The 25461-nt window shown below is 64.2% G+C and carries 18 protein-coding genes; 9 read left to right on the top strand and 9 right to left on the bottom strand.

From position 1 onward, the window contains the following. Window positions 1-179: 179 nt before the first annotated feature. Window positions 180-1016: a helix-turn-helix transcriptional regulator gene (locus tag A3AC_RS0111545; RefSeq protein WP_025598997.1), complete on the bottom strand. Its 837-nt coding sequence runs from the start codon at window positions 1014-1016 to the stop codon at window positions 180-182. A gap of 179 nt (window positions 1017-1195) precedes the next feature. Between A3AC_RS0111545 and A3AC_RS0111540 the strand changes: the two genes are divergently transcribed. Next, window positions 1196-1948, top strand: a complete 753-nt coding sequence (locus A3AC_RS0111540) for a class I SAM-dependent methyltransferase (RefSeq protein WP_025598996.1) — start codon at window positions 1196-1198, stop codon at window positions 1946-1948. A 151-nt stretch (window positions 1949-2099) separates the two neighbouring features. Here the strand turns inward: A3AC_RS0111540 and ppc are convergent, their stop codons facing one another. Further along, entirely contained in the window at window positions 2100-5303 is a 3204-nt protein-coding gene (gene ppc / locus A3AC_RS0111535) for a phosphoenolpyruvate carboxylase (protein ID WP_025598995.1), read from the bottom strand. A 440-nt stretch (window positions 5304-5743) separates the two neighbouring features. Between ppc and hemC the strand changes: the two genes are divergently transcribed. The 4 genes from hemC to A3AC_RS0111515 all read left to right on the top strand — a co-directional run bounded on the left by hemC (window position 5744) and on the right by A3AC_RS0111515 (window position 11787). Then, entirely contained in the window at window positions 5744-6775 is a 1032-nt protein-coding gene (gene hemC / locus A3AC_RS0111530) for a hydroxymethylbilane synthase (RefSeq protein ID WP_025598994.1), read from the top strand. Next, window positions 6775-8796 (top strand): fused uroporphyrinogen-III synthase HemD/membrane protein HemX, encoded by a 2022-nt coding sequence (gene hemDX / locus A3AC_RS0111525; RefSeq protein WP_025598993.1) that lies wholly within the window; start codon window positions 6775-6777, stop codon window positions 8794-8796. The genes hemC and hemDX overlap by 1 nt, the downstream gene beginning before the upstream one ends. 2 nt (window positions 8797-8798) lie before the next feature. Then, a complete protein-coding gene (locus tag A3AC_RS0111520; protein WP_025598991.1) occupies window positions 8799-9989 on the top strand; it encodes a heme biosynthesis protein HemY in 1191 nt (396 codons plus the stop codon). A gap of 259 nt (window positions 9990-10248) precedes the next feature. After that, window positions 10249-11787 (top strand): DUF1254 domain-containing protein, encoded by a 1539-nt coding sequence (locus tag A3AC_RS0111515; protein ID WP_232231931.1) that lies wholly within the window; start codon window positions 10249-10251, stop codon window positions 11785-11787. A gap of 82 nt (window positions 11788-11869) precedes the next feature. Here the strand turns inward: A3AC_RS0111515 and A3AC_RS0111510 are convergent, their stop codons facing one another. The 4 genes from A3AC_RS0111510 to A3AC_RS0111495 all read right to left on the bottom strand — a co-directional run bounded on the left by A3AC_RS0111510 (window position 11870) and on the right by A3AC_RS0111495 (window position 16731). Further along, the gene (locus A3AC_RS0111510; protein WP_025598989.1) at window positions 11870-12337 is read right to left on the bottom strand and encodes a hypothetical protein; all 468 of its coding nucleotides are present in this window, start codon (window positions 12335-12337) and stop codon (window positions 11870-11872) included. Between the two features lie 550 nt (window positions 12338-12887). Then, window positions 12888-14207: an MFS transporter gene (locus A3AC_RS0111505; RefSeq protein WP_025598987.1), complete on the bottom strand. Its 1320-nt coding sequence runs from the start codon at window positions 14205-14207 to the stop codon at window positions 12888-12890. A gap of 257 nt (window positions 14208-14464) precedes the next feature. Beyond that, a complete protein-coding gene (locus A3AC_RS0111500; RefSeq protein ID WP_013338533.1) occupies window positions 14465-15223 on the bottom strand; it encodes an SDR family oxidoreductase in 759 nt (252 codons plus the stop codon). Window positions 15224-15291: 68 nt separating this feature from the next. Beyond that, window positions 15292-16731 carry an aldehyde dehydrogenase family protein gene (locus A3AC_RS0111495; protein WP_025598985.1) on the bottom strand — a complete coding sequence of 480 codons (1440 nt, stop codon included), beginning with the start codon at window positions 16729-16731 and terminating at the stop codon, window positions 15292-15294. 317 nt (window positions 16732-17048) lie between these two features. Here A3AC_RS0111495 and ppa point away from each other — a divergent pair, with 317 nt between their 5' ends. Both ppa and A3AC_RS0111485 read left to right on the top strand, forming a co-directional pair. After that, entirely contained in the window at window positions 17049-17576 is a 528-nt protein-coding gene (gene ppa / locus A3AC_RS0111490; RefSeq protein WP_013338535.1) for an inorganic diphosphatase, read from the top strand. Between the two features lie 345 nt (window positions 17577-17921). Next, window positions 17922-20039: an FUSC family protein gene (locus A3AC_RS0111485; RefSeq protein ID WP_025598984.1), complete on the top strand. Its 2118-nt coding sequence runs from the start codon at window positions 17922-17924 to the stop codon at window positions 20037-20039. A gap of 220 nt (window positions 20040-20259) precedes the next feature. On the opposite strand, the gene A3AC_RS0111480 is transcribed toward A3AC_RS0111485, so the two are convergent. Further along, entirely contained in the window at window positions 20260-20589 is a 330-nt protein-coding gene (locus tag A3AC_RS0111480) for a GIY-YIG nuclease family protein (protein ID WP_025598982.1), read from the bottom strand. Between the two features lie 9 nt (window positions 20590-20598). After that, window positions 20599-21768, bottom strand: a complete 1170-nt coding sequence (locus A3AC_RS0111475) for a GNAT family N-acetyltransferase (protein WP_025598981.1) — start codon at window positions 21766-21768, stop codon at window positions 20599-20601. Between the two features lie 152 nt (window positions 21769-21920). Here A3AC_RS0111475 and A3AC_RS0111470 point away from each other — a divergent pair, with 152 nt between their 5' ends. Further along, window positions 21921-23669 (top strand): NAD+ synthase, encoded by a 1749-nt coding sequence (locus tag A3AC_RS0111470; RefSeq protein ID WP_025598980.1) that lies wholly within the window; start codon window positions 21921-21923, stop codon window positions 23667-23669. A 117-nt stretch (window positions 23670-23786) separates the two neighbouring features. Further along, complete coding sequence (glnK, locus tag A3AC_RS0111465) at window positions 23787-24125, top strand: P-II family nitrogen regulator (RefSeq protein ID WP_006048444.1); 339 nt, start codon at window positions 23787-23789, stop codon at window positions 24123-24125. Window positions 24126-24336: 211 nt separating this feature from the next. On the opposite strand, the gene A3AC_RS0111460 is transcribed toward glnK, so the two are convergent. Continuing rightward, window positions 24337-25461 carry a porin gene (locus A3AC_RS0111460; RefSeq protein WP_025598978.1) on the bottom strand — a complete coding sequence of 375 codons (1125 nt, stop codon included), beginning with the start codon at window positions 25459-25461 and terminating at the stop codon, window positions 24337-24339.

Genomic DNA, 25461 nt, shown 5'->3' with positions numbered 1-25461 from the left:
AAGCGAATCGCCGAAGCGAAGAAAGACGCTGATTTTAACACTGGCGAAAGGCCGCGCCGGCGACTGAACGGCTCCGCGCCAGCGAGGCCGCGCGGGCGGTGCGGCCGTGGCGGGCCGGGGCGAGTTGGCGCGAGTTGGCGCAAGCCGGGCGCGGCCGGTGCGAGCTTGCGGCCGGGCACCTATTCGCGCACCAGCACGACCAGTTTCAGATCCTCGCGATGTGCGGGCTTGAAGGTGATCTGATCGTAGACGAGCCGGCCCTCGCGCGGATGGTTGAATTCGCGTCGCCCGCCTTCGCGGCCGCCCACGTCCTGCGAAGCCCAGAAGCGCGCAAACGCGTCGCTTGCCGCGCTCAGCGAATCGATCAGCGCGCGCGTGGGCGCATCGTTCAGATGACGGATGGAGTCCGCGCGAAACTCGGCGGCGAGCCGCCGCGCGCGCGTTTCCCAGTCGACGATCAATTCGCGCGCCGCCGGTTCCGTGAACGTATAGCGCAGCAGATTGCGATCGTGCGCGCCGTCCAGCCAGCCGACGAACAGCCCGGCCGCGCGCTCGTTCCACGCGAGCGCATTCCATTGACGGTCGAGTACATACGCCGGCGTGTTCACCAACTGCACTGTTTCGAGCAGCGTGGCGGGGGCGTCGGCGGCGGCCGGATCGGGTTCGGCCGGATCACGCTGCGCCGCCAGCTCGAACAGATACGCGCGTTCGGCGCGCGACAGTTGCAACGCGACGGCGATGCGCGCGAGCGCGTCGGCGGAAGCAGAGACCGGACGCCCTTGTTCGATCCACGTATACCAGGTCGGGCTCACCCCGCACAGTTGCGCCACTTCCTCGCGACGCAAGCCCGGCGTGCGGCGGCGCGGGCCCGGCGGCAGGCCGACCGCTTGCGGCGACAGCCGTTCGCGATGCGCGCGGATAAAGTCGCCGAGCGCGCGGGCAGGCGTGGCGTCGAGCGGCGGAGGGTGGTCGGCGGAAGCGGGCGGGCTCGTTCGCGTGGTGGTTCGCGGGGTCATTCGATTCTTGCGGCGCGTGAAGAGGGTGGTTTAGATACCAGAATAATCGCTTAACTTGTACTGGTACCGGGCGGGCTCTATTGTAGCGGCGTAGCGGCAGGAACGGCAGGCCGCGCTGCCGGACGCTACACGCGGACCCTCACGACACTTCGTCCCCACGCAGATAACCGGAGCTATCCATGAAGCATCACGATCAGGTCGCCGACGCCTTTGGGTCGACCGCCGCCGCCTATTTGACGAGTCCGACCCATGCAACCGGCGCGGACCTGCGCACGTTGGCCGAAGCGGTTGCCGCGACGCCGGGCGCGACCGTGCTGGACATGGGTTGCGGCGCGGGCCACGCGAGCTTCGCGGTCGCGCCGCATGCAAAAGAGGTGGTCGCGTACGACATTGCTGCGCCGATGCTCGCCACCGTCGAAAGCGCGGCGAAGGAGCGCGGCCTCGCCAACATCCGCACGCAGCAGGGCGCCGCCGAAAAGCTGCCGTTCGACGATCACACGTTCGACTGGGTCATCAGCCGCATGAGCGCGCACCACTGGCACGACGTGGCGCCCGCGCTGGCTGAAGTGCGGCGCGTGCTGAAGCCGGGCGGCAAGGTGTTGTTCATCGACATTGCCGGTATCGACCATCCGCTGCTCGATACGCATATTCAGGCGATCGAACTGTTGCGCGACGGCTCGCACATTCGCGATTACCGCTCCGACGAATGGATCGCAATGTTTGAAACCGCGGGCTTCAATGCGTCGATTCGCGAGCGTTGGCGCATCGACATCGAGTTCAGCTCGTGGGTCGCGCGCATGCGCACGCCCGAGCCGCGGGTGGTCGCGATTCAATCGCTGTGGCGCGGCGCGCCGGACGAAGTGCGGCAGTATTTCGAGGTGCAGGAAGATGGCTCGTTCAAGCTGGACGCGTTGATGATCGAAGCGAGTTGAGCCATGCGAGTTGATCAGCAGCGTTGATAGCAATCTTTCGGCGCAAAAAACAAAGCCGGCCGTGGCCAACCAATCCACGTCCGGCTTCATTCATTAGAGGAGCAGGGAGCAGCGGCGCCCGCAAAAAACGCCGCCGCGCATCCCCCAAGCGCTAGCCCGTATTGCGCAATCCCGCCGCGATCCCGTTGATGGTCAAATGAATCCCGCGCCGCACACGCGCGTTGCTGTCGCCCGCACGGTGACGCTTGAGCAGTTCCACCTGCAAGTGATTGAGCGGATCCAGATACGGGAAGCGGTTCTTGATCGAACGCGCGAGCAGCGGATTTTCCGCGAGCCGCTCGCTCTTGCCGGTAATCTCCGACAACACCTTCGACGTGCGCTCCCATTCCGCGACGATCCGCTCGAACACGTGCTTGCGCAGCTTCTTGTCGGACACGAGCGCCGCATAACGCGAGGCCACCGCGAGGTCGGTCTTTGCGAGCACCATGTCCATATTTGAGAGCAGCGTCGAGAAGAACGGCCAGCTCTTATGCATCTTCCTGAGCAGCGCAAGACGTCGGCCGCGTTCGGCGTCGCTCGACGCGTTGTCGAGATACGCGCCGACCGCGCTGCCGAAGCCATACCAGCCAGTCAGCAGCAGCCGGCACTGGCCCCACGAGAAGCCCCACGGAATCGCCCGCAGATCCTCGATCTTGCGATGCTTCGGGTCCTGCAATTTGCGCGACGCCGGACGGCTGCCGATGTTCAGCTCCGCGATCTCCGAGATCGGTGTCGACTCGAAGAAATACTCCTTAAAGCCGGGCGTTTCGTACACGAGCGCGCGGTACGAGGCCATCGCTGCGTCGGACAACTGCTGCATCGTTTCCTCGAATGCGGGCAGCTCCGAGGGCGCATTGCCGTGCGGCAGCAGCGAAGCTTCAAGCGTCGCGGCCACCACCGTTTCCAGATTGCGCCGGCCGATTTCCGGATTGCCGAACTTGCTCGCGATCACTTCCCCTTGCTCGGTCAAACGGATCTGGCCGTCGACGGTGCCGGGCGGTTGCGACAGAATCGCCTGATAGGTCGGGCCGCCGCCACGGCCGACAGTGCCGCCGCGTCCGTGGAACAGGCGCAGCGTGACGCCGCGCTCGTTGAAGAGCGCGACGAGCGCGAGTTCGGCGCGGTACAACTCCCAGTTCGACGTGAGAAAGCCGCCGTCCTTGTTGCTGTCCGAATAGCCGAGCATCACTTCCTGCTCGTTGCCCTGATGTTCGATGATCGAATCGGCGCCCGGCAGCGCGAGCAGATCGCGCATGATGTGCGGCGCGTTGCGCAGGTCGGGAATCGTCTCGAAGAGCGGGATCACCATCAGCGCCGCTTTGGCGGGATCGTTCGGGTTGCCGAGCTGTCCTTGCAGGAGGCCGGTTTCTTTCTGCAGCAGCATCACTTCGACCAGATCGCTGACCGTTTCCGTGTGCGAAATGATGTAGTTGCGCACCGCCCGCGCGCCGAACTTCTCACGCGTGACGCGGGCCTGCTCGAGCACGCCGAGTTCGCTTTTCACGAGATCCGAGTACTCGCCATAAGGCAGACGCAACGGACGCGGCTGCGCGAGTTCCGCGAGCAGCACCTCGAGCTTCTCGCTTTCAGAGAGCGCCGCGTAGTCGTCGTGGACGCCCGCGCGCTTGAGCAGCTCCGCAATCACCGCTTCGTGGATGTCCGAGCTCTGGCGCAAGTCGATGCTCGCCAGATGGAAGCCGAACACTTCGGCCGCGCGCGCGAGCGGCGCGAGACGCGGCGCGGCAAGCGGCGCACCGTGATGCGCGGCGAGCGAATCCATCAGCACATGCAGGTCGCGCACAAACTCGGATGCGTCGTCATACGGCGTCGCGCGGATCGGCGCGGCGCCGCGGCCAGCGCTGCGCAGCGGCACGCTGCCTTCGCCGAGGCGCACGCGCGCGCTTGCCGCTAGCCGCGTGTACATGCCGATAAGCGCGCGCCGATACGGCTCGTCCGTGCGGTGCGGCGAGCGGTCCGGCGAGATGTCGGCGAGCGCTTTGAGTTCGTCGCTTGCGCCGGCGAGCAGGTTCGACACCGACAACTCGGCGCCCAGCCTGTGCACCTGCTCCAGATAGTGTTCGAAGATCACCTCGGCCTGGCGCGCAATGGCGTGCTCGAGCGTTTCGGCGGTGACGTTCGGATTGCCGTCGCGGTCGCCGCCGATCCAGCTGCCCATCTGGAAGAAGGGCGGCAGGCGCGCTTCCAGGCCGTGCTCTTTCAGCGCTTCTTCGATATCGGCGTAAAGCGCGGGGATTTCCTCGAGGAAGGTCGCGCGGTAATACGACAGCGCGTTCTCGATTTCATCGGCCACAGTGAGACGCGAATCGCGCAGCATCCGCGTTTGCCATAGCGACGTGACGCGTGCGCGCAGCATGGTTTCGTTGTGCGCGCGCTCGCGCTCGGTCAACTGCTGGTCGCGTTCGGCGAGCAGACGCGCGACGTCGTGCTCGGCGTCGAGAATGCTCTTGCGCTGCACTTCGGTCGGGTGTGCCGTCAGCACGGGCACGATCAGCGCGTCGTTGAAGAACTGCTGCAGTACCGGCGTGGCCGCCGCGCCGGCTTCGACCAGTCGCTCCAGCGCATAGGCGATGCTGCCCGGTTGCGCGGCCGAGCCGGCCAGCGCGTGAATGCGGTGACGGCGATTGCGGTGACGGTCTTCGGCGATATTGGCGAGATGCGAGAAGTAGCTGAACGCGCGCACCACGCTCACCGTCTGTTCGGGACTCAGCGAGCGCAGTTTCTTGTCGAGCGTCTGCGCGGCGGCATTGTCGTCCTCGCGGCGAAAGCGCACGGCCGTCTGCCGGATCGTTTCGACGACGTCGAACACCTCGTCGCCTTCCTGTTCGCGCAGCACGTCACCGAGCAGCCGTCCAAGGTAGCGGATGTCCTGGAAGAGCGGATGGTCCTTGTCGTCGCGTGTGCGGCCGTTGGCTCTCGGCGCGGCGACACGCGTGTCACCGGATACGGCTTGCAGGGCTGGCGCGTTGTCGGCGGCTTTGCCTTTCGCCTTGCTGGTCGAAGACGCGGCCTCGCCGGACTTGCCCGGCTTCGGCATCTTCACGGTTTTGTCCGCTTTGACGGGCACGGAGGTTTTCCCGGCCTTGAGGGCTTTCGCAGCGTTGGCGGCATTGGCGGCCTTCGTGGGCTTTGCTGCCTTTGCGGCTTTCGCGCCCGATGTCGTGCGTTTGACTTTGGCCGGGTCGGCGACGTCGGCGGTGATAGATGCAGAGGCCGGGAACGCGCTGGCGTCGGCAGTGGAAGCGTTGGGCGATGCAGTGTTGCGGCGGGCTGAGCGCGCCGATCCGGAAGACGTCACGATGGGTTTCCTCAGGGAAGCCAGGGTCTGTTAAGTGATGAACTGCTACTGCGGAACTCGGAACTGCACTGAACTGCAACGTGAACTGCATGAAGCGGTATGCACCGATGGCGATACGCCGGGGAGGATGGCCGCGCTCGCACGAGCTCTGCATACGGCGCATGTTGCGCCGCATTGAATCATCGCGCATGCAGCGGCGCGATGCGCGAACGACCGTGCGTGAAGAGGCTGTGGCAAGACAGCCGCGAGACACCGTGGGACAGCCGCGCGTGGCGCGAAGCCCGTCTCCTCCATCGATACCGCGCCGGCACGGCGCCCCGCTGCCGCCTCGACCCGAGCCTTGCTCCGTAAGGGCGGCAGGCGGGTGAACCGAGGGGAGAACGCAAGGGCGCGTGCTAACATTCCTTGTTATTCCATCCCGTCATTCAATCGACAAGCTAATGAACACCGAGACGTTTGCCGCGCCACCCCACACGCTTGTGATTGCTTCGCGAGAGAGCCGCCTTGCGATGTGGCAGGCGGAGCATGTGCGATGTGCGCTGCACAAATTATATCCATCTTGCGAGGTAAAAATCCTCGGAATGACGACACGTGGCGATCAGATTCTGGACCGCACGCTGTCGAAGGTGGGTGGCAAGGGTCTCTTCGTCAAGGAACTGGAAGCTGCGCTGGCCGACGGCCGCGCCGATCTCGCCGTGCATTCGCTCAAAGACGTGCCGATGGAATTGCCGCCGGGCTTCGCGCTCTCCACGATCATGGAGCGCGAAGACCCGCGCGACGCGCTGGTATCGAACGATTACGATTCGCTCGCCGCGCTGCCGGCCGGCGCGGTGGTGGGCACCTCGAGCCTGCGCCGCGAAGCAATGCTGCGCATGCGCTATCCGCATCTGGAAGTGCGTGCGCTGCGGGGCAATCTGGACACGCGCCTTGCCAAGCTCGATCGCGGCGATTACGCGGCGATCATTCTTGCGGCGGCAGGTTTGAAGCGTCTCGGTCTTGCAGACCGGATCCGCGCGCTGCTCGATCCTGAGGACAGCTTGCCCGCCGCCGGGCAGGGCGCGCTCGGCATCGAGATTCGCGCCGACCGGGCGGACCTCGCGGCATGGCTCGCGCCGCTGCATCACGAACATACGGCGGCGGCCGTCGAGGCGGAGCGCATGGTGTCACGCGCGCTCGGCGGCAGTTGTGAAGTGCCGCTCGCCGCCTACGCCACGTGGCATGACGGCGCGCTGCATCTGCGTGGCGTCGTGGCCACGCCCGACGGCCAGCGCGTGCTGAGCGCGCAGGCGTCGGCGCCGGCGTCCACCGTGGAGCGCGCGGTCGCATTGGGCCGCGAAGTGGCGAGCGCGCTCGAACAGCAAGGCGCGATGGAAATTGTCCGCGCGTTGAGCACGGCAAGCGGCCCGGCGGCGTCGGGCGCGCAGGGCGGCGCAGAGCAAGGCCCAGCGGACAGCCCCTTGTCCGGCGACTGATGGCGGCCGATATTCCGCGCAACGCGTCCTCTTCAACCGCCGCTCAGGCGGCGTTCACGGTCGTCATTACGCGACCGGCCGGTCAGTCGAGCGAGTTGATCGCACGGCTTGCCGCGGCCGGCGTCGCCACCCTCGACTTTCCGCTGATCGACATCGCCCCCGTTGCGGACGATGCGCCGCTGCGCGCCGCACTCGCTTCGCTCGAACGCTACGCGCTCGTCGTCTTCGTGTCGCCCAACGCGATCGACCATGCGTTTGCGAAAAGCGGCGCGATCTGGCCACATGCGTTGCCGGTCGGCGTGGTCGGGCCGGGCAGCGTGCGCGCGCTCGCGCGTCACGGCGTGAGTGCGCCGGCGCACCAGATCATCAGCCCGGCGGCAGGCGTGGATGACGCCAACGGCCGCTTCGATTCCGAAGGTCTCTACGCCGCGATCGAAGCAGCGCTCGGCGAGGCGACGCTGGAAGGCAAGCGCGTGCTGATCGTGCGCGGCGACGGCGGCCGCGAGTGGCTCGCCGATCGTCTGCGCGAAGCCGGGGCTGAAGTGGAGACGGTCGCGGCATACCGGCGCCTCGTGCCCGAGCCTTCTATCGCCGCCTGGGCGCGCGTGCATCAACTGCTCGCAGGCGAACCGCATGCCTGGCTGCTCACGAGTTCCGAAGGCGTGCGCAATCTGCACGAGCTGGCGCAAGAACACCTCACCGCCGACGAAATCGTGCAGCTCAAGCGCGCGTTGCTCGTCACGCCGCATCCCCGTATCGCGCAGACCGCGCGGGCATTGGGTTTTGATAGGATTACGGTGTCCGGCGCGGGCGACGAGCGCATCGCCCAAGCCCTGCTCGCCGCCCTGCCGACCGTAGTTCAACCGGTACCGTCCAATCCGGCTCATTCACCGGCTCAATCACGCATGACTGAAACGAACGCATCCACGAACGCTTCACCCAAGCCGGCCGCGACCGCAAGCCTGCCGCCGAACCAACCCTTCACGCCGTACGAAGCGCAAAAGCGCCGCAGCGCGAGCGGACCGCTTCTGTGGTTTGTCGTCGTGGTTCTGGCTTGCGCCGCGGGCGTGGGCGGCTATGCGCTCAATCGCAAGCTGGAGCGCACCGAACAGCAGATTGCGCAACGTCAGCAGGCGAACGACACACAGACCAACGAGTTGCGCATCAAGACGGAGCAGGCGCTCGCCACGGTGCGTCAGTCCGACTCGCAGGTCGCGCAACTGGAAGGCAAGCTTGCCGACGCGCAGGCCGCGCAGCAGGCGCTGCAACAACAGTACGCGGATCTCGCGCGCAATCGCGACGACTGGACGCTCGCCGAAGTGGGGCAGATGCTGTCGGCCGCGAGCCAGCAATTGCAACTTACCGGCAACACGCAGCTTGCGCTCTTCGCGCTGCAAAGCGCCGATACGCGGCTCGCGGCGTCGGACAGCCCGCAGGCGGTCGCGGTGCGAAAGGCCATCGCGCAGGACATCGACAAGCTGAAGGCCGCGCCTTCCACTGATCTCACCGGTCTTGCCATCAAGCTCGATAACGCGGTCGATCAGGTCGACAGCCTGCCGCTTTCGGGCGAGGCGCCGATTGCGCATGCCACGCCGCGCGCGGCGACCTGGGCCGACACGGCGAAGGTCGCGGCGGCCACCGGCGAGCCGCGCTGGAAAGTGTGGTGGCGCGAGGTGACGAGCGGCATCGGCCAGCAGTTGACGAGCCTGGTGCAAGTGCGCCGTATCGACAACGCCGACGCGATGATGGTCGCGCCGGATCAAGGCTACTTCGTGCGGGAGAACGTGAAACTGCGTCTGCTGTCGGCGCGGCTCGCGCTGCTGTCGCGCAACGAAACCACGCTCAAGTCCGACCTGCAGGCAGCGGAAAATGCGCTGACGCGCTACTTCGATGCATCGTCGAAGAAAACGCAGAACGTGGTCGATCTCGTCAAGCAGGTCGAGGCCGGCTCCGCCGCGGTCGAATTGCCGAATCTGAATACGAGCCTGCAAGCGGTCAATCAATACCGGAGCCGAGGTTAATCATGGCGATCCGGGGACTTCTATGGCTCGCGCTGCTGTTCACCATCGCGGTCGTGCTAGCGGTGGTCGGGCGCTTCGACATGGGGCAGGTGCTGCTGGTGTATCCGCCGTACCGCGTCGACATCTCGTTGAATCTGTTCGTGGTCGGGCTGGTGGTGCTGTTCATTCTGGTCTACGCGCTCTTGCGCATCGTGCGCAATATCTGGCGCATGCCGCAGCGCGTGGCCGCGTATCGTGCGCGCTCGCGCGTCGCGAAGGCGCACGCGGCGCTGCGCGATGCAATCGGCAACCTGTACGCCGGGCGCTTTTCGCGCGCCGAGAAGGCCGCGAAAGATGCGCTCGCGAATGGCGACAACAAGGGCGCGGCCGGTTTGATCGCGGCGACCGCGGCGCATCGCATGCACGAATATGCGCGGCGCGACGAATGGCTTGCGCAGATCGACGAGGCCGACTGGCAGGACGCGCGTCTGATGGCCACCGCCGACATGCGCGCCGACGGCCGCGACGCGGACGGCGCGCTGACGGCGTTGAAGGAAATGCAATCGCAGGGCGGGCGGCGCATTCACGCGCAGCAGATCATGTTGCGCGCGCAACAGCAATTGAAGAACTGGGGCGAAGTGCTCAAGCTCGTCAAGACGCTGGAAAAGCGCGAGGCAATTCACCCGGCTGTCGCTGTGCGTTTGCGTCAGCTCGCGGCGGAAAATCTGCTGCGCGATCGTCGGCATAACGCCGATGCGCTGCTCGAAATGTGGAACTCGTTGACGCCGACCGAGCGTCATTCACCGCGTCTCGCCGATCTCGCGGCGGAATTGCTGGTCGCGCTGAATCGTCCGCAGGAGGCGCGCAAAATCGTGGAGGACGCGCTCGCGCAGAATTGGGACGCGCGTTTGCTGCGCCGCTATCCGGACACGGCAGGCGGCGATGCGTTGCCGCTGATCCACAAGGCCGAGGCGTGGCAGAAGGAACGTCCGGAAGACGCGGACCTGCTGTTCGCCTTGGGTCGGCTGTGCCTGCATCAGCAGTTGTGGGGCAAGGCGCAGTCGTTCCTCGAGCGTGCGTTGAAGCTGGCCGATAACGAGACGTTGAAGATCCGCTCGCATCGCGCGTTGGCCCGTTTGCATGAGCAGTTGGGCGATACCGAGAAGGCGAGCCTGCATTATCGCGAGAGTGCGTTGGCGATGAATATCGTGTGAGATTGCTTTTTGCGTGATGGGCGTTCGCTGAATCGCACGCTTGCTTTTGCACGTTGTACCTGATGGCCGCAGCCGACGCTGCGGCCATTTTTTTTGTTTCTGGTGCTGCGTGGGTTAGCCCCCTCTTAACGAGGGGCGCGGCCTGGCCGGCAAGGTGAATAACATCTGCCTGGGACAGAACCGCAGCCTGCCTGTATGCCGTCGGCGGCTGCTTTCGGCTACATCGGAACGAAGAGGAACAACTATGCTGCGACCGCGCGTGACAAGCTGGCTTGCTTTGGTAATTTTCGCGACCTTCGCAGGTTTCCTCAGCGGCTGCGCTCTACGTGACGATGCGGCCCATGAGTCGTCGCGGTCGGAGATCGCTTCACGCAGGGAATCGCTTGCAAGTTTGCCTTTCAAGGAGGGGTATCCCACAAAAGACGAGGCGTCCATCCTGAGCGATGAACTCCTTTTCCAGCGTGCGACCCAGGTCTACCTATGGGCGCTGCCCGCGGTGAACCTTTACGCGATGAAGGAAGGCTCCGAGGGCGCCTTTGGTGCCGGCTATACCGTGTTTCCGGTATGGAAGCGCCGGCTCGACACAAAGACCGTGATCCCTACGCCGAACTCAGATGTGATCTACGCGCTAGGCTACATCGATGTCGGCAAAAACGGACCGATGGTCATCGAGGTTCCAGCAAAACAGCAAGGTATCCTGAACGACTTCTGGCAGCGGCCAATCGAAGGGCCGACGATCGACGGAACGACCTACGCGGGCGATGTCGGTTTCGCAGGCCCCGATCGCGGCAATGGCGGCAAGTTTCTCGTGCTGCCGCCGGGTTACCAGGGGAAGATTCCGGACGGCTATTTCGTGTATCGGTCCCGCACGAACAACGTGCTCATATTCTGGCGAGCGTTTTTCGCCGATCCAGCCAGGCTCGCCTTGCCGGTCAGTCTGATGGAGCAAACGCATATCTATCCGCTCGGCAGACCGGCAGAGACGATGCGCTTCCCCGATGCCTCGGCTGTACCGGTCAACATGAACTATCCGGCTGACGGCCGCTTCTTCGACATGCTTGCCCGTTTCATCGACAGTGAACCGCGCGATACCGCCGATCCCGAATGGCGCGGGATGATGGCCGCCATCGGCATCGTGAAGGGCCAGCCGTTCAAGCCCGATGGGCATACGCGGCAAATCCTCGATCAGGCCGCGCGAACCGCCTTCAGAATGAGCCGTTCAATGATGTATGAAGGGCTGGCACAGCGTCCCGGAGGACTCATCTACCCGGACCGTCATTACGTCACGCCCACGCGGAATTTCGTCACCGACTGGGAATGGATGGACAAGACGGCAGGCTTTCTCGATCTCGATGCGCGCAGCGCCGCATACAGCGTCATTTTCGGAACCAGTCCCGCGATGGGATCGGCGGTGCCCGGCCAGGGCGCGCGATACCTGACAACGTTCAAAGATGCCGATGCCGCATTCCTGCGCGGCGAGCGCAACTACCGCCTCCACCTGCCGCCCAATGTTCCCGCCGCGGTCTTCTGGTCTGTGACGTTGTACGACTCGCAAACCGCGTCGGGCCTGGATAACGGCGAGCCGTTCCCGTCGATCGGCTCGCGCGACAAGCCCCTCGCAAACGCGGATGGATCGACGGATCTCTACTTCGGACCGCAGGCGCCGGCAGGCAAGAAGCGCAACTGGAGACGAACGGTGCCGGGGCAGGGATTTTTCGTGATGCTTCGCCTGTATGGTCCCACTCAGGCTTATTTCGACCAGAACTGGAAACCTGGCGATCTCGAAAGAGTGCAGTGAGCGGGTTGCGAAGAAGGCTGATCGGGCAGTGGTCAACGAGTAGCACGCGAGCCTGCCCTTATCTCTATTCGGGCTGCACTAGTTAGCGTGGCGCGGCGAGGGGCCGCTGATCGACGTTCGCGGCCAGTGTGGGCGCAGGCTTCGCGGACGTTCTCTTGCGACGCGTCGCCGCGCCCTGATTGTCGGCGCTTGCTTTCGCTCTCCGTAATGCCTCGGCGAGCAGCTTCGTCGCGTGGCGCGCAGTGATGCGGCTTTGCGGGACACCTTTGGCATCGAGCGCGATGACTTGAAAGAGCTCGCGGTCGCATTCGAGTTCCTGCTGGTACTGCTCTGCCGTGTCCAGCAGCAATTCGAGGAGCGTCTGACGGCGCTGTCGTTCGTCACGTGAAATAGCAGGATTGCTAATTATCGAAGACGTGAGTGTAATCAACGTGGTCAGTTGAGCTACCTGGCGGTCGCAGAGGTCGAAGGCGGAAAGGGCGAGTTTTTCGTACTGGAGTGCGTCGATGGGTGGACGTGCAGCAGATTGACTTTTGACGGGCCTGGTCATGGTGCGATCTTCCTGGTGATGCTTAGGATTGCCCGGACAACCGCTTTTGGGGAAGGGGTGAGCGGGCACGTGGCGGGGTTAGCAGACCGGCGTTGAAACCAGAACCGGCGAGCCTTGCGGCTCCCCCACCACGGCCCGCCCATAGAATTATAGACGTGCAGCAGCAGACGCACGGCCTGCCTGGGCAGGCGTGCGGGTTTCAACGTTCAGGCTGCTAAACCTGGTCGCTGGGTGTTTCCCGGCGACTTGGCGATTATAAGGGAGGGGCTGTCTTGAATTTGGTCTTGACAGTGAAATGCTGCGAGTTGGCTGAATGGATGAGGTGGGCTAAGGCGGAGTTGAATTGCGCCGTGGTTTGCCGGTTTCAACGCTAATGGTCCGGCGGACATTTTGCCCGTTGAGAGTGAAGGAGCTAAGCCCATCCATCATCTCGCACCACACCAAACCAACCGACCACTGTTCCCCCGCAAAACCACCGCGTCATTCACAAGCAAAAAAGCCCCAGCAGCAAATCGCCACCAGGGCTCCCACCTTAAAAACCCACCTCACCTCACCGATTAACCATCTTCGCCGGCACGCTAATCGCCAGCAACCCACCCAACACCATAAACGCGGCGAGCATATACATCCCCGAATCATTAGCCGCGGTCGCCTGCTTCAACCACCCCACAGCATATGGACTCAAGAACCCGGCCAGATTCCCAATCGAATTGATCATCGCAATCCCGGCCGCCGCGCCCGTCCCCGCAAGAATCGCGGTAGGCAAACTCCAGAACAGCGGCAAGGTAGTGAGAATGCCCATGGTCGCAAGCGTGAGAGAAGCCATCGCGAGCAATGTGTTCTGCGCCCACACCACCGACAGCACCAGCCCAATCGCTCCCGCAAACGCGGGCAACGCAATATGCCAGCGGCGCTCGCGCGTACGGTCCGCACTGCGCGCGACCAGCACCATCGCCACCACCGCGGCCGCAAACGGAATCGCGGAGAGCAAGCCGATCACCAACGCATCCGTGACGCCGGTCGCCTTGATAATGGTCGGGAGCCAGAAGCTCACGCCATACAAACCCATCACGAACGAGAAGTAAGTCAGGCTCAGCATCAACACGCGGCCGCTCGTCAGCACCTGGCGGATCGGCATGTCGTGTTTGGTCGCTTCCTCGGCGGAAACGTGACGCTGAAGCAGTTCCTGTTCTTCCTTCGTGAGCCACTTCGCTTTCGCAATGCGGTCGTCGAGTGCGAAGAACACGAGAATGCCCACCAGCACCGAAGGCAGCCCTTCGAGCAGAAACAGCCACTGCCAGCCGTGCCAGCCGTTCATGCCGTTGAACGTCTTGAGGATATATCCTGACACCGGCCCGCCGATCACGCCGGAGAGCGCAATCGCCGTCATGAACCACGTCGTCATGCGCCCGCGCCGATGCGCCGGATACCAGTACGTGAGGTACAGAATGATGCCGGGAAAGAAGCCGGCTTCAGCAACGCCGAGCAGAAATCGCATCACGTAGAACATGGTGGGCGTGGTGACAAACATCGTCAGCATGGAGAGCACGCCCCACGACACCATGATCCGCGCGATCCACACGCGTGCGCCGACCTTGTGCAGGATCACATTGCTTGGAATCTCGAAGAAAAAGTAGCCGACGAAGAAAATGCCTGCGCCGAAGCCATAAACGGCGTCGCTCAGGCCGAGGTCGCTCGTCATTTGCAGCTTCGCGAAGCCCACGTTCACGCGATCCAGATACGCGACCACGTAGCAGAGCATCAGAAGCGGCGCGAGTCGCCAGTTGACCTTGCGGTAGGTAGCCTCTTCAAAAGTGGAAGGCGGCGCACCCGCGCCGGGATGGTGGAGCGGATCTGCGGGACTAGCCATGGTGTCTCCTCTATTCTTGTGGAATTGAAGTGCCGCGTCGATCGATTCTAGCCGTGCGGCGCGGCTCGCACGTCATTTAGATACCGGGGGAAAACACTGAGCCCGGCAAGCGCCGCGCGTGAACGGCGCTTGCTCACGGCACATCTGCGTACACAAAAAGCAGCGGCGCAGCGCGGGATGCAACGCCGAATACCGCGTCAAACCCAGCGCCAGATACATCGCAAAGCAAAACGCAACGCGCAACGTCCCGCGCGCTGCTACACGCAGCGTCCGCCGTCCACTTCCAGACACACGCCGGTGATGAACTCCGCTTCGTCCGAAGCCAGATAGAGCGCTGCGTTGGCAATATCCTGCGGCGTCGAGAAGCGTCCCAGCGGAATGCCGGCGAGAAAGCGCTTGCGGTTCTCAGGCGTATCCTCGACGCCCATGAACTCCGAGAGCAGCGCCGTCTCGCCGATCACCGGATTCACGCAGTTCACGCGAATGCGATCGGGCCCGAGCTCCACGGCGAGCGACTTGCTCGCGATAATCACCGCGCCCTTGCTGCCGTTGTACCAGACGAGTCCCGGCCGCGGCCGCACGCCCGCCGTCGACGCGATATTGATGAAGCTGCCGCCGCCCTGCTCGCGAAAGTACGGCACGAACTCCTGCACGCTCCAGTAGATGCTTTTCACGTTCACCGCGTACACGCGGTCGAACTCCGCTTCGGTGACTTCGAGCACCGGCTTGTTGCGATGCGTGGTCCCCGCATTGTTGACGACGATCTGCACGCTGCCGAAGTCTTCGAGCGCCGCCTCGCGCAGCTTTTGCCAGTCCTCGCGTTGCGCGACGTTGCCGGCGACCGCAATCGCTTTGCCGCCCGCCAGCGCAATTTCGCTCGCGACGCGCTCGGCGGCCGGGCCGTTCAGATCGTTGACCACGACGTTCGCGCCTTCGCGCGCATAAGTCTTAGCGATGCCCTCGCCGAAACCCGAGCCGGCGCCTGTGACAATGGCCGTTTTACCTGTCAACCGCATGATGTCTCCGCTGTATATGTTGTGAAGTTGTGACGTTGCAACTGGTGAAGCAGGCACCCGCTCAGCAGCTAGCCGTGCCGGATCGCAATGGTCTTCAGCACCGTGAAGCCATACAGCGCCTCGAAACCTTTCTCGCGTCCGTGGCCCGAATGCTTGACGCCGCCAAACGGCAATTCGACGCCGCCGCCCGCGCCGTAGTTGTTGATGAACACCTGGCCTGAGCGCAGACGCCGCGCAAGACGCATCTGCCGGGCGCCGTCACGCGTCCAGATTCCGGCCACGAGCCCATATTGCGTGCCGTTGGCGAGCGCGAGCGCCTCGTCTTCGTCGCTGAATTGCATGGCGGCGAGGACGGGGCCGAACACTTCATCGCGCGCGAGGCGGTGGGTTGCGGGCACGTCGCGCAGCAAGGTAGGCGCCTGATAGAAGCCGCTTTCCGGTGCTTCTGGAATCACTTCGCCGTGCGCGGCCATTGCAATGCCGTCGTGCTGGGCGTCGGAGAGGAAGTCCCACACGCGCCGCTGTTGCTTTGCGTTGATGAGCGGCCCGCAATCCAGGTCGGCATGCGAAGGCCCCACGCGCAACGCGTTGAATGCGCCGCTCAGCCGGTCGAGCAGCGGCTCGTAAATGGCACGGTCGATCAGCACCCGGCTGCCCGCCGAACAGGTCTGCCCGGCGTTCTGCACGATCGCGGAAACGAGCACGGGCAGCGCGGCGTCCAGGTCCGCATCGGCGAACACGATTTGCGGGGACTTGCCGCCAAGCTCGAGCGTGACCGGCACGTGATTCTCGGCGGCCATTTGCGTGACGAGCTTGCCAGTTTCGGGCGAGCCGGTGAACGAAATATGATCGATACCCGGATGACGGGCGAGCGCCGCTCCGGCGTCATGTCCATAGCCAGTGACCACATTGAGCGCACCCGCGGGCAAGCCCGCCTCGGCCGCGAGTTCGGCGACGCGCAGCACGGAAAGGCACGCGTCCTCGGCGGGTTTGACGACGCATGCATTGCCGGCGGCCAGCGCCGCGCCCACGCTGCGCCCGAAAATCTGCATCGGATAGTTCCACGGCACGATGTGGCCGGTCACGCCGTGCGGCTCGCGGATCGTCATTACCGTGTAGCCGGCCTGGTAGGGCAGCGTCTCGCCGTGCAGCTTGTCCGCGGCGCCGGCGTAGAACTCGAAGTAGCGCACGAGCGCCGCGGAATCGGCGCGTGCCTGTTTGAGCGGCTTGCCGGTGTCGCGCGCTTCGAGCTGCGCCAGTTCTTCCTGGCGCGCGGCGACGAGCATCGAGAGCCGGTACAGCACGCGTCCGCGTTCGGCCGCGCTCGCGGCGCCCCATGCACCTTCGACGGCGCGGCGGGCGGCGTGCACGGCGGCGTCGATGTCCGCCGCGGTGCCGCGAGCAAGCTGCGTGAACGGCTGGCCGTCCGAGGGATCGAGCACGGCGATCGTGTCGCCGCCTGAAGCAGCGGCCCACTCGCCGCCAATGAAATGCCGGGCTTCTTCCATGCAGACTCCTTCAGATGTGGCGCAGCAGGCGCACGCTCGACCGGACGCGCAAAGCGAGCGCCGTTACGCGGTGTTCACAAACGAGAGGCACAATCGGGACCCACAAACCTGAGACACAACCGCGAGACCCGACCGCAACGCGCCAGATGATTATCGCGCCGATCCGGCGAGGGGCGCCATCGGCCGATTGGCTATAATGGCGCATTCCGTACTGTCCGGCCGCAGCGCTCGCATTCGAGGCGAGTTTCACCACGCATCGCCTCGGGCGCACGCGCTGCTTGCCGTGCTCCGAATTCCATCCTGACCAGAGAGCGCTCATGAGCTTCAATAACGTCCCCGCAGGGAAAGACCTTCCGCAAGATTTCAACGTCATCATCGAAATCCCGGCGCAAAGCGACCCGGTGAAGTATGAAGCCGACAAGGACCTGGGCCTGCTCGTCGTCGACCGTTTCATCAGCACCGGCATGCGCTATCCGGCCAACTACGGCTTCATTCCGCAAACGCTGTCGGGCGACGGCGACCCGGTCGACGTGCTGGTGATCACGCCGTTCCCGCTGCTGGCGGGCTCCGTGGTTCGCGCACGCGCGCTCGGCATGCTGCAAATGACCGACGAATCGGGCGTGGACGCAAAGCTGATCGCGGTTCCGCACGACAAGATCTGCCCGATGACCGCGAGCCTCAAGTCGATCGACGACGTGCCGGCTTACCTGAAGGACCAGATCAAGCACTTCTTCGAGCAATACAAGGCGCTGGAGAAGGGCAAGTGGGTGAAGGTCGAAGGCTGGGCCGACATCGAAGCCGCGCACAAGGAAATCAGCGAAGGCGTGGCGAACTACAAGAAGTAATTGGCCTGACGCGCCGGTCGGACAGAATCAAGTCATCGGTTCGCCGATCGGCACGCATCACGCTGGAAACCGCGCGAGCCCGGAAGGGCCGCGCGGTTTTTTATTGCATCTGCCTCGCGATGCCTGAACGTATGCAGGCGACTCCATGCGCTCGCATAGCCGCAGTGCATCGCGCGGATGAACCAAAGCCATTTTTATATCTTGGTGTAAACCCTTATTATTTGTGGCCTGCGGCGGATTGTCCCGACCGCGGCCATGTCGACAATGGGCATGCATAGCCTTTCATAGCCGTGCGGTTCGCCGCAATCGCCAGCAACGCGCCCGCTTCAGGAGCACATCGTCCGGATGTCGAACCGCAAGTCCAACACGCCGTCTTCTTTGCCTCGCTGGTCGAATCGGCTGTATGCGATCGTCACGGCGATCTATCGCAAGCGGCCGGTGTGGATGGTGTCGTTTTCGGCCAGCGAGGCGAGTCTCTCCGAAGGCTTGCGCGCCGCGTGCGCGTCAACGGCGATGCTCGCGCTCGGCAACCTGTTGCACGATCCGGTCTTCGCGTGGGCGGCGATCGGCGCCTTCTGGACCTGCCTCGCCGATGCCGCCGGCTCGAACCGCGCCCGCTTCGCGTCGATGATGGGCTTCACGCTGCTTTCCACGCTATGCGGCGGGCTCACCGCTTTCGCGTCGGCGAGCGGCACGGCGGTGGCCGCGCTCGCGGTCCTTGTGTTCACGAGCCTCGGCGCATTCGGCCGCATCTGGGGCGCGGCGACCTCGCAAGTGACGATTCTCGCCGCCACCGCCTGCGTCGTGATGGTCGACCGGCCCATGCGCGATGTCCGCGAAGGGCTCGCGTTTCTCGGCGTTTATCTGACCGGCTGCCTGTTCGCTGTCGCGCTGAGCCTGACCGTGTGGCGCATTCATCCGTTCGGCGCGAGCCGCTCGTCGTTGCGCACGGTGTACTTGCGGCTCGCGGATATTGCGTTCGACAGCGCCCGTCTGCTGCAACAGCGCAGCACGCCGCGCGAGTGGGCGACCCATGCTGCGCAGTTTCGCGCCGATGCGCGCGCGGCGCTGGAGCGCTCGCGCAAGGCGCTGGCCCGCGTCCCGGCAACGCGAACCGGCGCGCGCGAGACTTACGACACGCTGCTTGGTCTGTTGACTGAAGGCGAGGCATTGTTCGCGTATCTGATCGCCGTCTCGGGCGCGTGCGAAAAAATGCCGGGTGACGGGCGCCACGCTCGCCGCGTCACGCGCGCAGCGCGTCTGCTCACAGCAATGGGCGAGCTGTTGCGCAACATCGGCGCCGACGCTAACGAGGCGCGCTGGACCTATCTTTCGCAACAGCAGTTGCGTTTGCGCCGGCTCGCGCAGCGTCTGGAAAGCGCGCTCATGGAGCCGGTAAAGCTCAAGTCCGACTTCGAGCTGGTCGACTTCACGCCGGTGCAGGCGGTGCCGCCGCGTTTCGCAGAGAGCGTCGCGCTCACACTTGCGCGACTCTGGTCGACCCTCAAGGCTAATCTGTCGGTCGAATCCGTCGGCTTGCGCCATGCGGCGCGCGTCGGCCTGACGACGACCGCCGGCTTTCTCGTCATCCGCGCGCTGGGCTTGCCGTTCGGCTATTGGGCGACCATGGCGACGCTGCTGATTCTGCAGCCGTCGATTGCCGCGACGTGGCCGCGCAGCATCGAACGCGCGGCGGGCAGCATTGTCGGCGGCGTGCTGGCGGCGGGCATCGGCTATGCGATTCATTCGCCGCTCGGCATTTCGCTCGCGGTCTTTCCGCTCGTGATGGCGACGATGGCATTGCGCCCCGTCAGTTATAGCCTCTTCGTGCTGTTCCTCACGCCGACCTTCGTGCTCGTGGCCGACTTCGCGGCGCCCGGCGCGAGCGGCATCGCGTATGCGGTGACGCGCCTCGGCAACAACGTGCTGGGTTGCGTGCTCGCGCTTTTCGCCACGTTCTACCTGTGGCCGACGCGCGAAAAGACCGATTACCGCGCGTATCTCAGCGAAGCCGTGCGCGCCAATCTGGCTTATCTGCTGGCGGCGCTCGAGTCGCCGCGTCAAGGCGAGAAGGAGGTGGAGCGCCTACGCCGGGCGGCGGGTCTGGGCAGCAATAACGCAGAAGAGGCGATCGCGCGGATTCGTCTGGAAAAGCTGGAAGACTCCATGGTCGACACCGTCGCGCTGACGGTGCTGAGTGTGCTGCGCAAGATGGCGGGGACGGCGACGCAGCTTCGCCTGAGCGCGAACCGGCGTGATTCTGATGGTATGCACGCCGAGCTTGGCGAGTGGGTCGAGGCGGTGAGCGCGGACATCGAGGCCGCGCTAAATCGCACGATTGTGCCGCTGCGGCACGAGCTTCCGGCACGGGAGCGTCTGACGCCGCTCGAGGCGGATGCGGTGGGCGAACTGGCGCTGATGCAGCGCTTGCTCACCGAGCGGATGCGCGAGGCGCGGGGGTGATCGGGGAGATTGGCGAGGGGAGAGCGGCGGGGCGAGAGCAACGGCGCCAGACCCGACGGGGCGAAAGTGACGGCGCAAAGCAATGGCACGGAAGCAGCGGCTCGGAAGCAACCGCACGGAAGCAGCGGCACCAAAGCAGCGGCACCAAAGCGCCAGCGCAAGACCCAAAACACTAAACAGCCGCGCAAGTCTCACGCGCAAGCGTGCTCCACGCACACCTTCACGCGCCGTCGCCTTTCCGCTCGACATCCTCAACGTCAACGGCCAACCCCGGCTCAGGCAACGGCATCACCGATTCAAGCGTCCTTCCTCCCGCAGCCAGCGCGCGCTTCTGGTCCGCGGTCAACCGCTTCACCCAATATTCGGCGCGCGAGGCGCTCGAACGGTTCGCCAGTTCAAACGACGCCAGCACGCGCACCGGCTTGCGCGAACGCGTATAGCGCGCGCCCGCGCCACTCGCATGTTTTTCGAAGCGTGCCTCGACGTCGGTGGCGATGCCCGTATAGACGCTGCCGTCCGAGCATTCGAGCAGATAGAGAAACCACGTCATGGACGCGCGTCAGCCTTTGAACGGATTGTGTTCGCGCAGCTCGTCCACATACGCGTGGATGCTGTTCTTTTCATTGTCGAGAAAGTGGCCGACCGCATCCGCGAAAGCGGGATGCGCGAGCCAGTGCGCCGAGCGCGTGACCGTCGGCAGGAAGCCGCGCGCCATTTTGTGTTCACCCTGCGCGCCGCCTTCGAACGCGCCAAGCTTTTCTTCGATGCAGAACTCGAGCGGCTGATAGTACGCGGTCTCGAAGTGCAGGCAGGGCACGTGTTCGAGCGCGCCCCAGTAGCGGCCATACAGCGTGCCGCCGGTCTTCGCGTCGCGTTGATAGACGACGAGCGAGCTCGCGATGGGCTTGCCTTCAAACTCGGCGATCACGAGCAGCAGATTTTCCGGCATCGACGCGCCGATCATGCGGAAAAAATCGAGGCTCAGATACGGAGTCGAAAAGTGCTCGCGGTAAGTCTGCCGATAGCATTTGCTGAAGAAGCGCCAGTCCGCGTCCTGAATGTCTTCGCCGCGGATGCGGCGCATCGTGATGCCGGCGTCGCGCACCTTGCGGCGTTCCGCGCGAATGTTCTTGCGCTTTTTCTGTTCGAGGGTGGAGAGAAAATCGTCGAAGTCGCGATAGCCGTCGTTCAACCAGTGAAACTGCACGCCTTCGCGCTGCATCATGCCCATTTCGGTGAGCGCGTTCGCTTCCGTCTCGGTCGGAAACAGGACATGCAGCGACGACACGTCGGCCTGCTCGGCAAATGCCATCAAGGTGGCCGCGAGGTGCCGCAACGCATGCGGGTCGGCGGCGAGCAGGCGGTTGCCCTGTACCGGCGTGAACGGCACCGCGCACAGCAGCTTCGGGTAATAGGGCAAGCCGTTGCGCTTGTACGCGTCGGCCCAGGCCCAGTCGAACACATACTCGCCGTACGAGTGGCCCTTCAGATAAACTGGCGCGGCCGCGGCGAGCTTGCCCGTGAGCGGGTCGGTCAGCGTGACGAATTGCGGCGCCCAGCCGGTGTCCGCCACCGCGCAACGGGTGGCGTCCAGCGCGCTCAGAAACTCGTGCCGCAGAAACGGCGTGGATTGCGGCTGCCGCGCGAGGAGGGCGTTCCATTCGGCGGCGTCCACCTCGGAGGGCGACGCCAGAATGCCCGTGCGATAATCAAAGCGTTCCTGATTCAATCTGTGTGACTGTCCCAATGAGCGACGCGGTCCGTCAAGCACGTACTGCGTCGTTCGTTTATCCGAATTGTCGTTTGCCCGTTCATCCGTTCCGTCGAGCCAATAACAAGCCGCGTGACTCGCAAGCTTTCCGCTTGCCCGTCTATCCTGCCATGAAGACACGAATCGCTCTTGCTCAAATCAATGTCACCGTCGGCGACTTCGCCGGCAACGTCGCGAAGATCGTTGCCGCCGCGCGCGACGCACACAACGCCGGTGCGAAGCTGCTGGTCGCGCCTGAACTCGCGCTGTCCGGCTATCCGCCCGAAGATCTGCTGCTGCGCCCGGCGTTCTATACCGCGAGCGCCGCGGCGTTGGCCGACCTCGCCGCGCAACTCAAGCCGTTTGCCGGCCTGCATGTGATCGTCGGTCATCCGTTGCGCGATAGGGCAGACGCGGGAGCGAACGGCGCGAACCTGGGTCATGGTAATGCAAACGCGCCGATCGAGCGCGGCGTGCCGCCGGTCGACACATTCAACGCGGCGTCATTGCTGGTCGACGGCAGGATTGCGGGCAGCTATCGCAAGCAGGATCTGCCCAATACCGAAGTGTTCGACGAGAAGCGCTACTTCGCGTCGGACCCGCAGCCGTTCGTGTTCGAGCTCGACGGTGTGAAGTACGGCGTGGTGATCTGCGAAGATGCGTGGCATGCGTCGGCCGCGCAAATGGCGAAGGCCGCCGGCGCCCAGGTGCTGCTGATTCCGAACGGCTCGCCGTTCCACCTGAACAAGGAAGCGGTGCGCTTCGACATTCTGCGTGCGCGGATTCGCGAGACCGGGTTGCCGATGGTCTACGTCAACATGGTCGGCGCGCAGGACGAACTGGTGTTCGACGGCGGCTCGTTCGTGCTCGACGCTCAAGGCGAACTGGTCGCGAAGATGCCGCAGTTCGAGGAAGCGACCGGGTTCGTGGACTTCGAAAACGGCGCGCCGTTGCGCGGCCAGCATAACGATGCGAAAGGCAGTGGTGCCTGCAACACGATTGCGCCCGAGCTCACGCTCGAAGCGCAGGTATACGCCGCGCTCGTCATGGGCGTGCGCGACTACGTGAACAAGAACGGTTTTCCAGGCGCGCTGATTGGCCTGTCCGGCGGCGTGGACTCCGCGCTCGTGCTGGCGGTCGCGTGCGACGCGCTGGGCGCGGACCGCGTGCGCGCGGTGATGATGCCCTCGCGCTACACGGCGGACATCTCCACCACGGACGCCGCCGACATGGCCCGCCGCGTCGGCGTGCGCTACGACGAAATTGCCATCGCGCCGATGTTCGACGCGTTCCGCAGCTCGCTCGCGCAAGAATTCGAAGGCCGCCCGGAAGATGCGACCGAGGAGAACATTCAGGCGCGCATCCGCGGCACTTTATTGATGGCGTTGTCGAACAAGTTCGGCTCGATCGTGCTGACAACCGGCAACAAGAGCGAGATGGCGGTGGGCTACTGCACGCTATACGGCGACATGGCCGGCGGCTTCGCGGTGATCAAGGACATCGCCAAGACGCTCGTTTATCGCCTCTGCCATTACCGCAATCAGGCGACCACCTACGACAAGCAGAACGTGATTCCCGAGCGCATTCTGACGCGCGCGCCCTCCGCCGAGTTGCGCGAGAACCAGACCGACCAGGACAGCTTGCCCCCCTATGACGTGCTCGACGCGATCATGCGCATGTACATGGAAGAGGACCGCTCGCTCGCCGAAATCATCGCCGCGGGTTATGCGGTCGAAGACGTGAAGCGCGTCACGCGGCTCATCAAGGTCAACGAGTACAAGCGCCGCCAGGCGCCGATCGGCATTCGCGTCACGCATCGCGCATTTGGTCGCGACTGGCGTTATCCGATCACGTCGCGCTATACCGAACCGGTGGAGTGAGCCAGCGCCTTGCGCGCTGCCCGGAGCGCGCCGGACTGCCGCAAGGCATCCGGCGCGGCGTAGAATAAAAATCATCCATTTTCCTTTCACTCTTCCAGTCACGAGACGAGGTTCGCCATGAAGCGCATCACCGCAGTCATCAAACCGTTCAAACTCGACGAAGTGCGCGAGGCGCTCGCTGAAGTCGGCCTTACGGGCCTGACCGTCACCGAGGTCAAAGGCTTCGGCCGGCAGAAAGGTCACACCGAGCTCTATCGTGGTGCAGAGTATGTGGTCGACTTCCTGCCGAAGGTGAAAATCGAAGTCGTCGTGGCGGACAACCAGTGCGACCAGGTGATCGACGCGATCATCGGCGCGGCGCGCACCGGCAAAATCGGCGACGGCAAGATCTTCGTCGCTGACGTGGAGCGCGTGATTCGCATCCGTACGGGCGAGGAAAACGAGGCGGCAGTTTAAGCCGCTCGCGCACCGAAGCGGTGCGCCGGCGCGTGACTGAAACGCCGCGCGCGCTTTAGCGCAGTTTCATGAAAGCTCGCGCGCCAATAAAAAACGGTGCGATACCCTTGCGGACATCGCACCGATACGCGCCTCTCGCAGCAGCGTGAAAAAGATTCTCTTGAAGAACTTCCAGGCCCCGAAGGCGACGCCTTCGGGGAACACCGTCCGGTTAGAACGAGTGTTGAATACCTGCGTACACGCCGGTCTGGCTGTGGCCCGGCAGCGGGTTCTCGTTGTACGAGACTGTGCCGTCCGAAGCGGTAATGTTGCCGCCATTGCCTGCGTTGTTCGCGTCCAGACCGAAGTTAGCCGACTTGCTGTTGCGCACGGTTGCGATCTGGATGTCCAGCAGCGTGCGCTTGGACAGGTTGTACGAACCGCCGATCGTGTAGATCGTTGCGTTGCCGCCGCCCTTGTTCGCGTTCACGTGATAGACCGCAGCGATCAGCGCTGCAGCCGGCGTGGCTTGCCACGTCACACCGCCCCATTCGTGATCGAGCGAGGTCGGCGAGGTGCCTGCGGCGGTAGCAGCCGACGACGTGCGCACTGCCTGGTACGCGCCCTGGACCTTGAACTGGCCGAGGAACACGTTGAAAGCAGCCGTGTATTCACGCGATGCGGTGAACGGGTTCGTGAAGTTGCCGTTTGCGCTATTGCGGATTTCGTCGTACATGCCGCGAACCTGGAACAGCGACGAGGTGTACGTGAGTTGCAGACCCGCTTCGCGGCCTTGCGACGTCGTGCCGTTACCGTTCCAGTTCGTCGCGTTCGACAGTGCGTACTGGCCGTACACGTCAAAGCCGTAGAACTTCGGCGACTGGTAAGCGATATTGTTGCTCGATTGCGGCCAGTTGCGGCCACGTACCAGCGATGCCGACGACCAGTTCGATTGACCGAACGGATCGAAGTCCCACACGCCGTTCGAGATGAACAGCATACGACCCATGGTCAGCGTACCGTATGCGCTGTTCGACAGACCGACCGTTGCCCAGCGATTGAAGAGACCGCCGCCGCCAGGACCCTGGCCGTTCATCGTGTTGAACGAGCCTTCCAACTGGAACAGGACCTTGTTGCCGCCACCGATGTCCTCGACGCCCTTCATGCCCCACAGGCTCGTGCCCCAGTCACCGCTTTCCGCGCGCCAGCGCGAGGTTGAACCGGTATAGTTGGCGTTCGGCAGACCGCTGATGTATTCGAGACCCGCGTCAAGGCGGCCATACAGCGTCACGCTGCTTTGAGCATGCGCAACGACCCCGGCCGACATCAGCGCAGCGGCGAGCAAAGCTTTCTTCAT

The organism is Burkholderia sp. WSM2230 (assembly GCF_000472445.1).
In the GTDB taxonomy this organism is placed as follows: Bacteria; Pseudomonadota; Gammaproteobacteria; order Burkholderiales; family Burkholderiaceae; genus Paraburkholderia.
This window is presented reverse-complemented; position numbering and strand designations above follow the sequence as displayed.

Excerpts from the sequence above, each read along its gene's own strand:
- A3AC_RS0111545 (WP_025598997.1), bottom strand. The coding sequence starts at position 1,016 with ATGACCCCGCGAACCACCACGCGAACGAGCCCGCCCGCTTCCGCCGAC.
- A3AC_RS0111540 (WP_025598996.1), top strand. The coding sequence starts at position 1,196 with ATGAAGCATCACGATCAGGTCGCCGACGCCTTTGGGTCGACCGCCGCC.
- hemC (WP_025598994.1), top strand. The coding sequence starts at position 5,744 with ATGAACACCGAGACGTTTGCCGCGCCACCCCACACGCTTGTGATTGCT.
- hemDX (WP_025598993.1), top strand. The coding sequence starts at position 6,775 with ATGGCGGCCGATATTCCGCGCAACGCGTCCTCTTCAACCGCCGCTCAG.
- A3AC_RS0111520 (WP_025598991.1), top strand. The coding sequence starts at position 8,799 with ATGGCGATCCGGGGACTTCTATGGCTCGCGCTGCTGTTCACCATCGCG.
- A3AC_RS0111510 (WP_025598989.1), bottom strand. The coding sequence starts at position 12,337 with ATGACCAGGCCCGTCAAAAGTCAATCTGCTGCACGTCCACCCATCGAC.
- A3AC_RS0111505 (WP_025598987.1), bottom strand. The coding sequence starts at position 14,207 with ATGGCTAGTCCCGCAGATCCGCTCCACCATCCCGGCGCGGGTGCGCCG.
- A3AC_RS0111500 (WP_013338533.1), bottom strand. The coding sequence starts at position 15,223 with ATGCGGTTGACAGGTAAAACGGCCATTGTCACAGGCGCCGGCTCGGGT.
- A3AC_RS0111495 (WP_025598985.1), bottom strand. The coding sequence starts at position 16,731 with ATGGAAGAAGCCCGGCATTTCATTGGCGGCGAGTGGGCCGCTGCTTCA.
- ppa (WP_013338535.1), top strand. The coding sequence starts at position 17,049 with ATGAGCTTCAATAACGTCCCCGCAGGGAAAGACCTTCCGCAAGATTTC.
- A3AC_RS0111485 (WP_025598984.1), top strand. The coding sequence starts at position 17,922 with ATGTCGAACCGCAAGTCCAACACGCCGTCTTCTTTGCCTCGCTGGTCG.
- A3AC_RS0111480 (WP_025598982.1), bottom strand. The coding sequence starts at position 20,589 with ATGACGTGGTTTCTCTATCTGCTCGAATGCTCGGACGGCAGCGTCTAT.
- A3AC_RS0111470 (WP_025598980.1), top strand. The coding sequence starts at position 21,921 with ATGAAGACACGAATCGCTCTTGCTCAAATCAATGTCACCGTCGGCGAC.
- glnK (WP_006048444.1), top strand. The coding sequence starts at position 23,787 with ATGAAGCGCATCACCGCAGTCATCAAACCGTTCAAACTCGACGAAGTG.
- A3AC_RS0111460 (WP_025598978.1), bottom strand. The coding sequence starts at position 25,461 with ATGAAGAAAGCTTTGCTCGCCGCTGCGCTGATGTCGGCCGGGGTCGTT.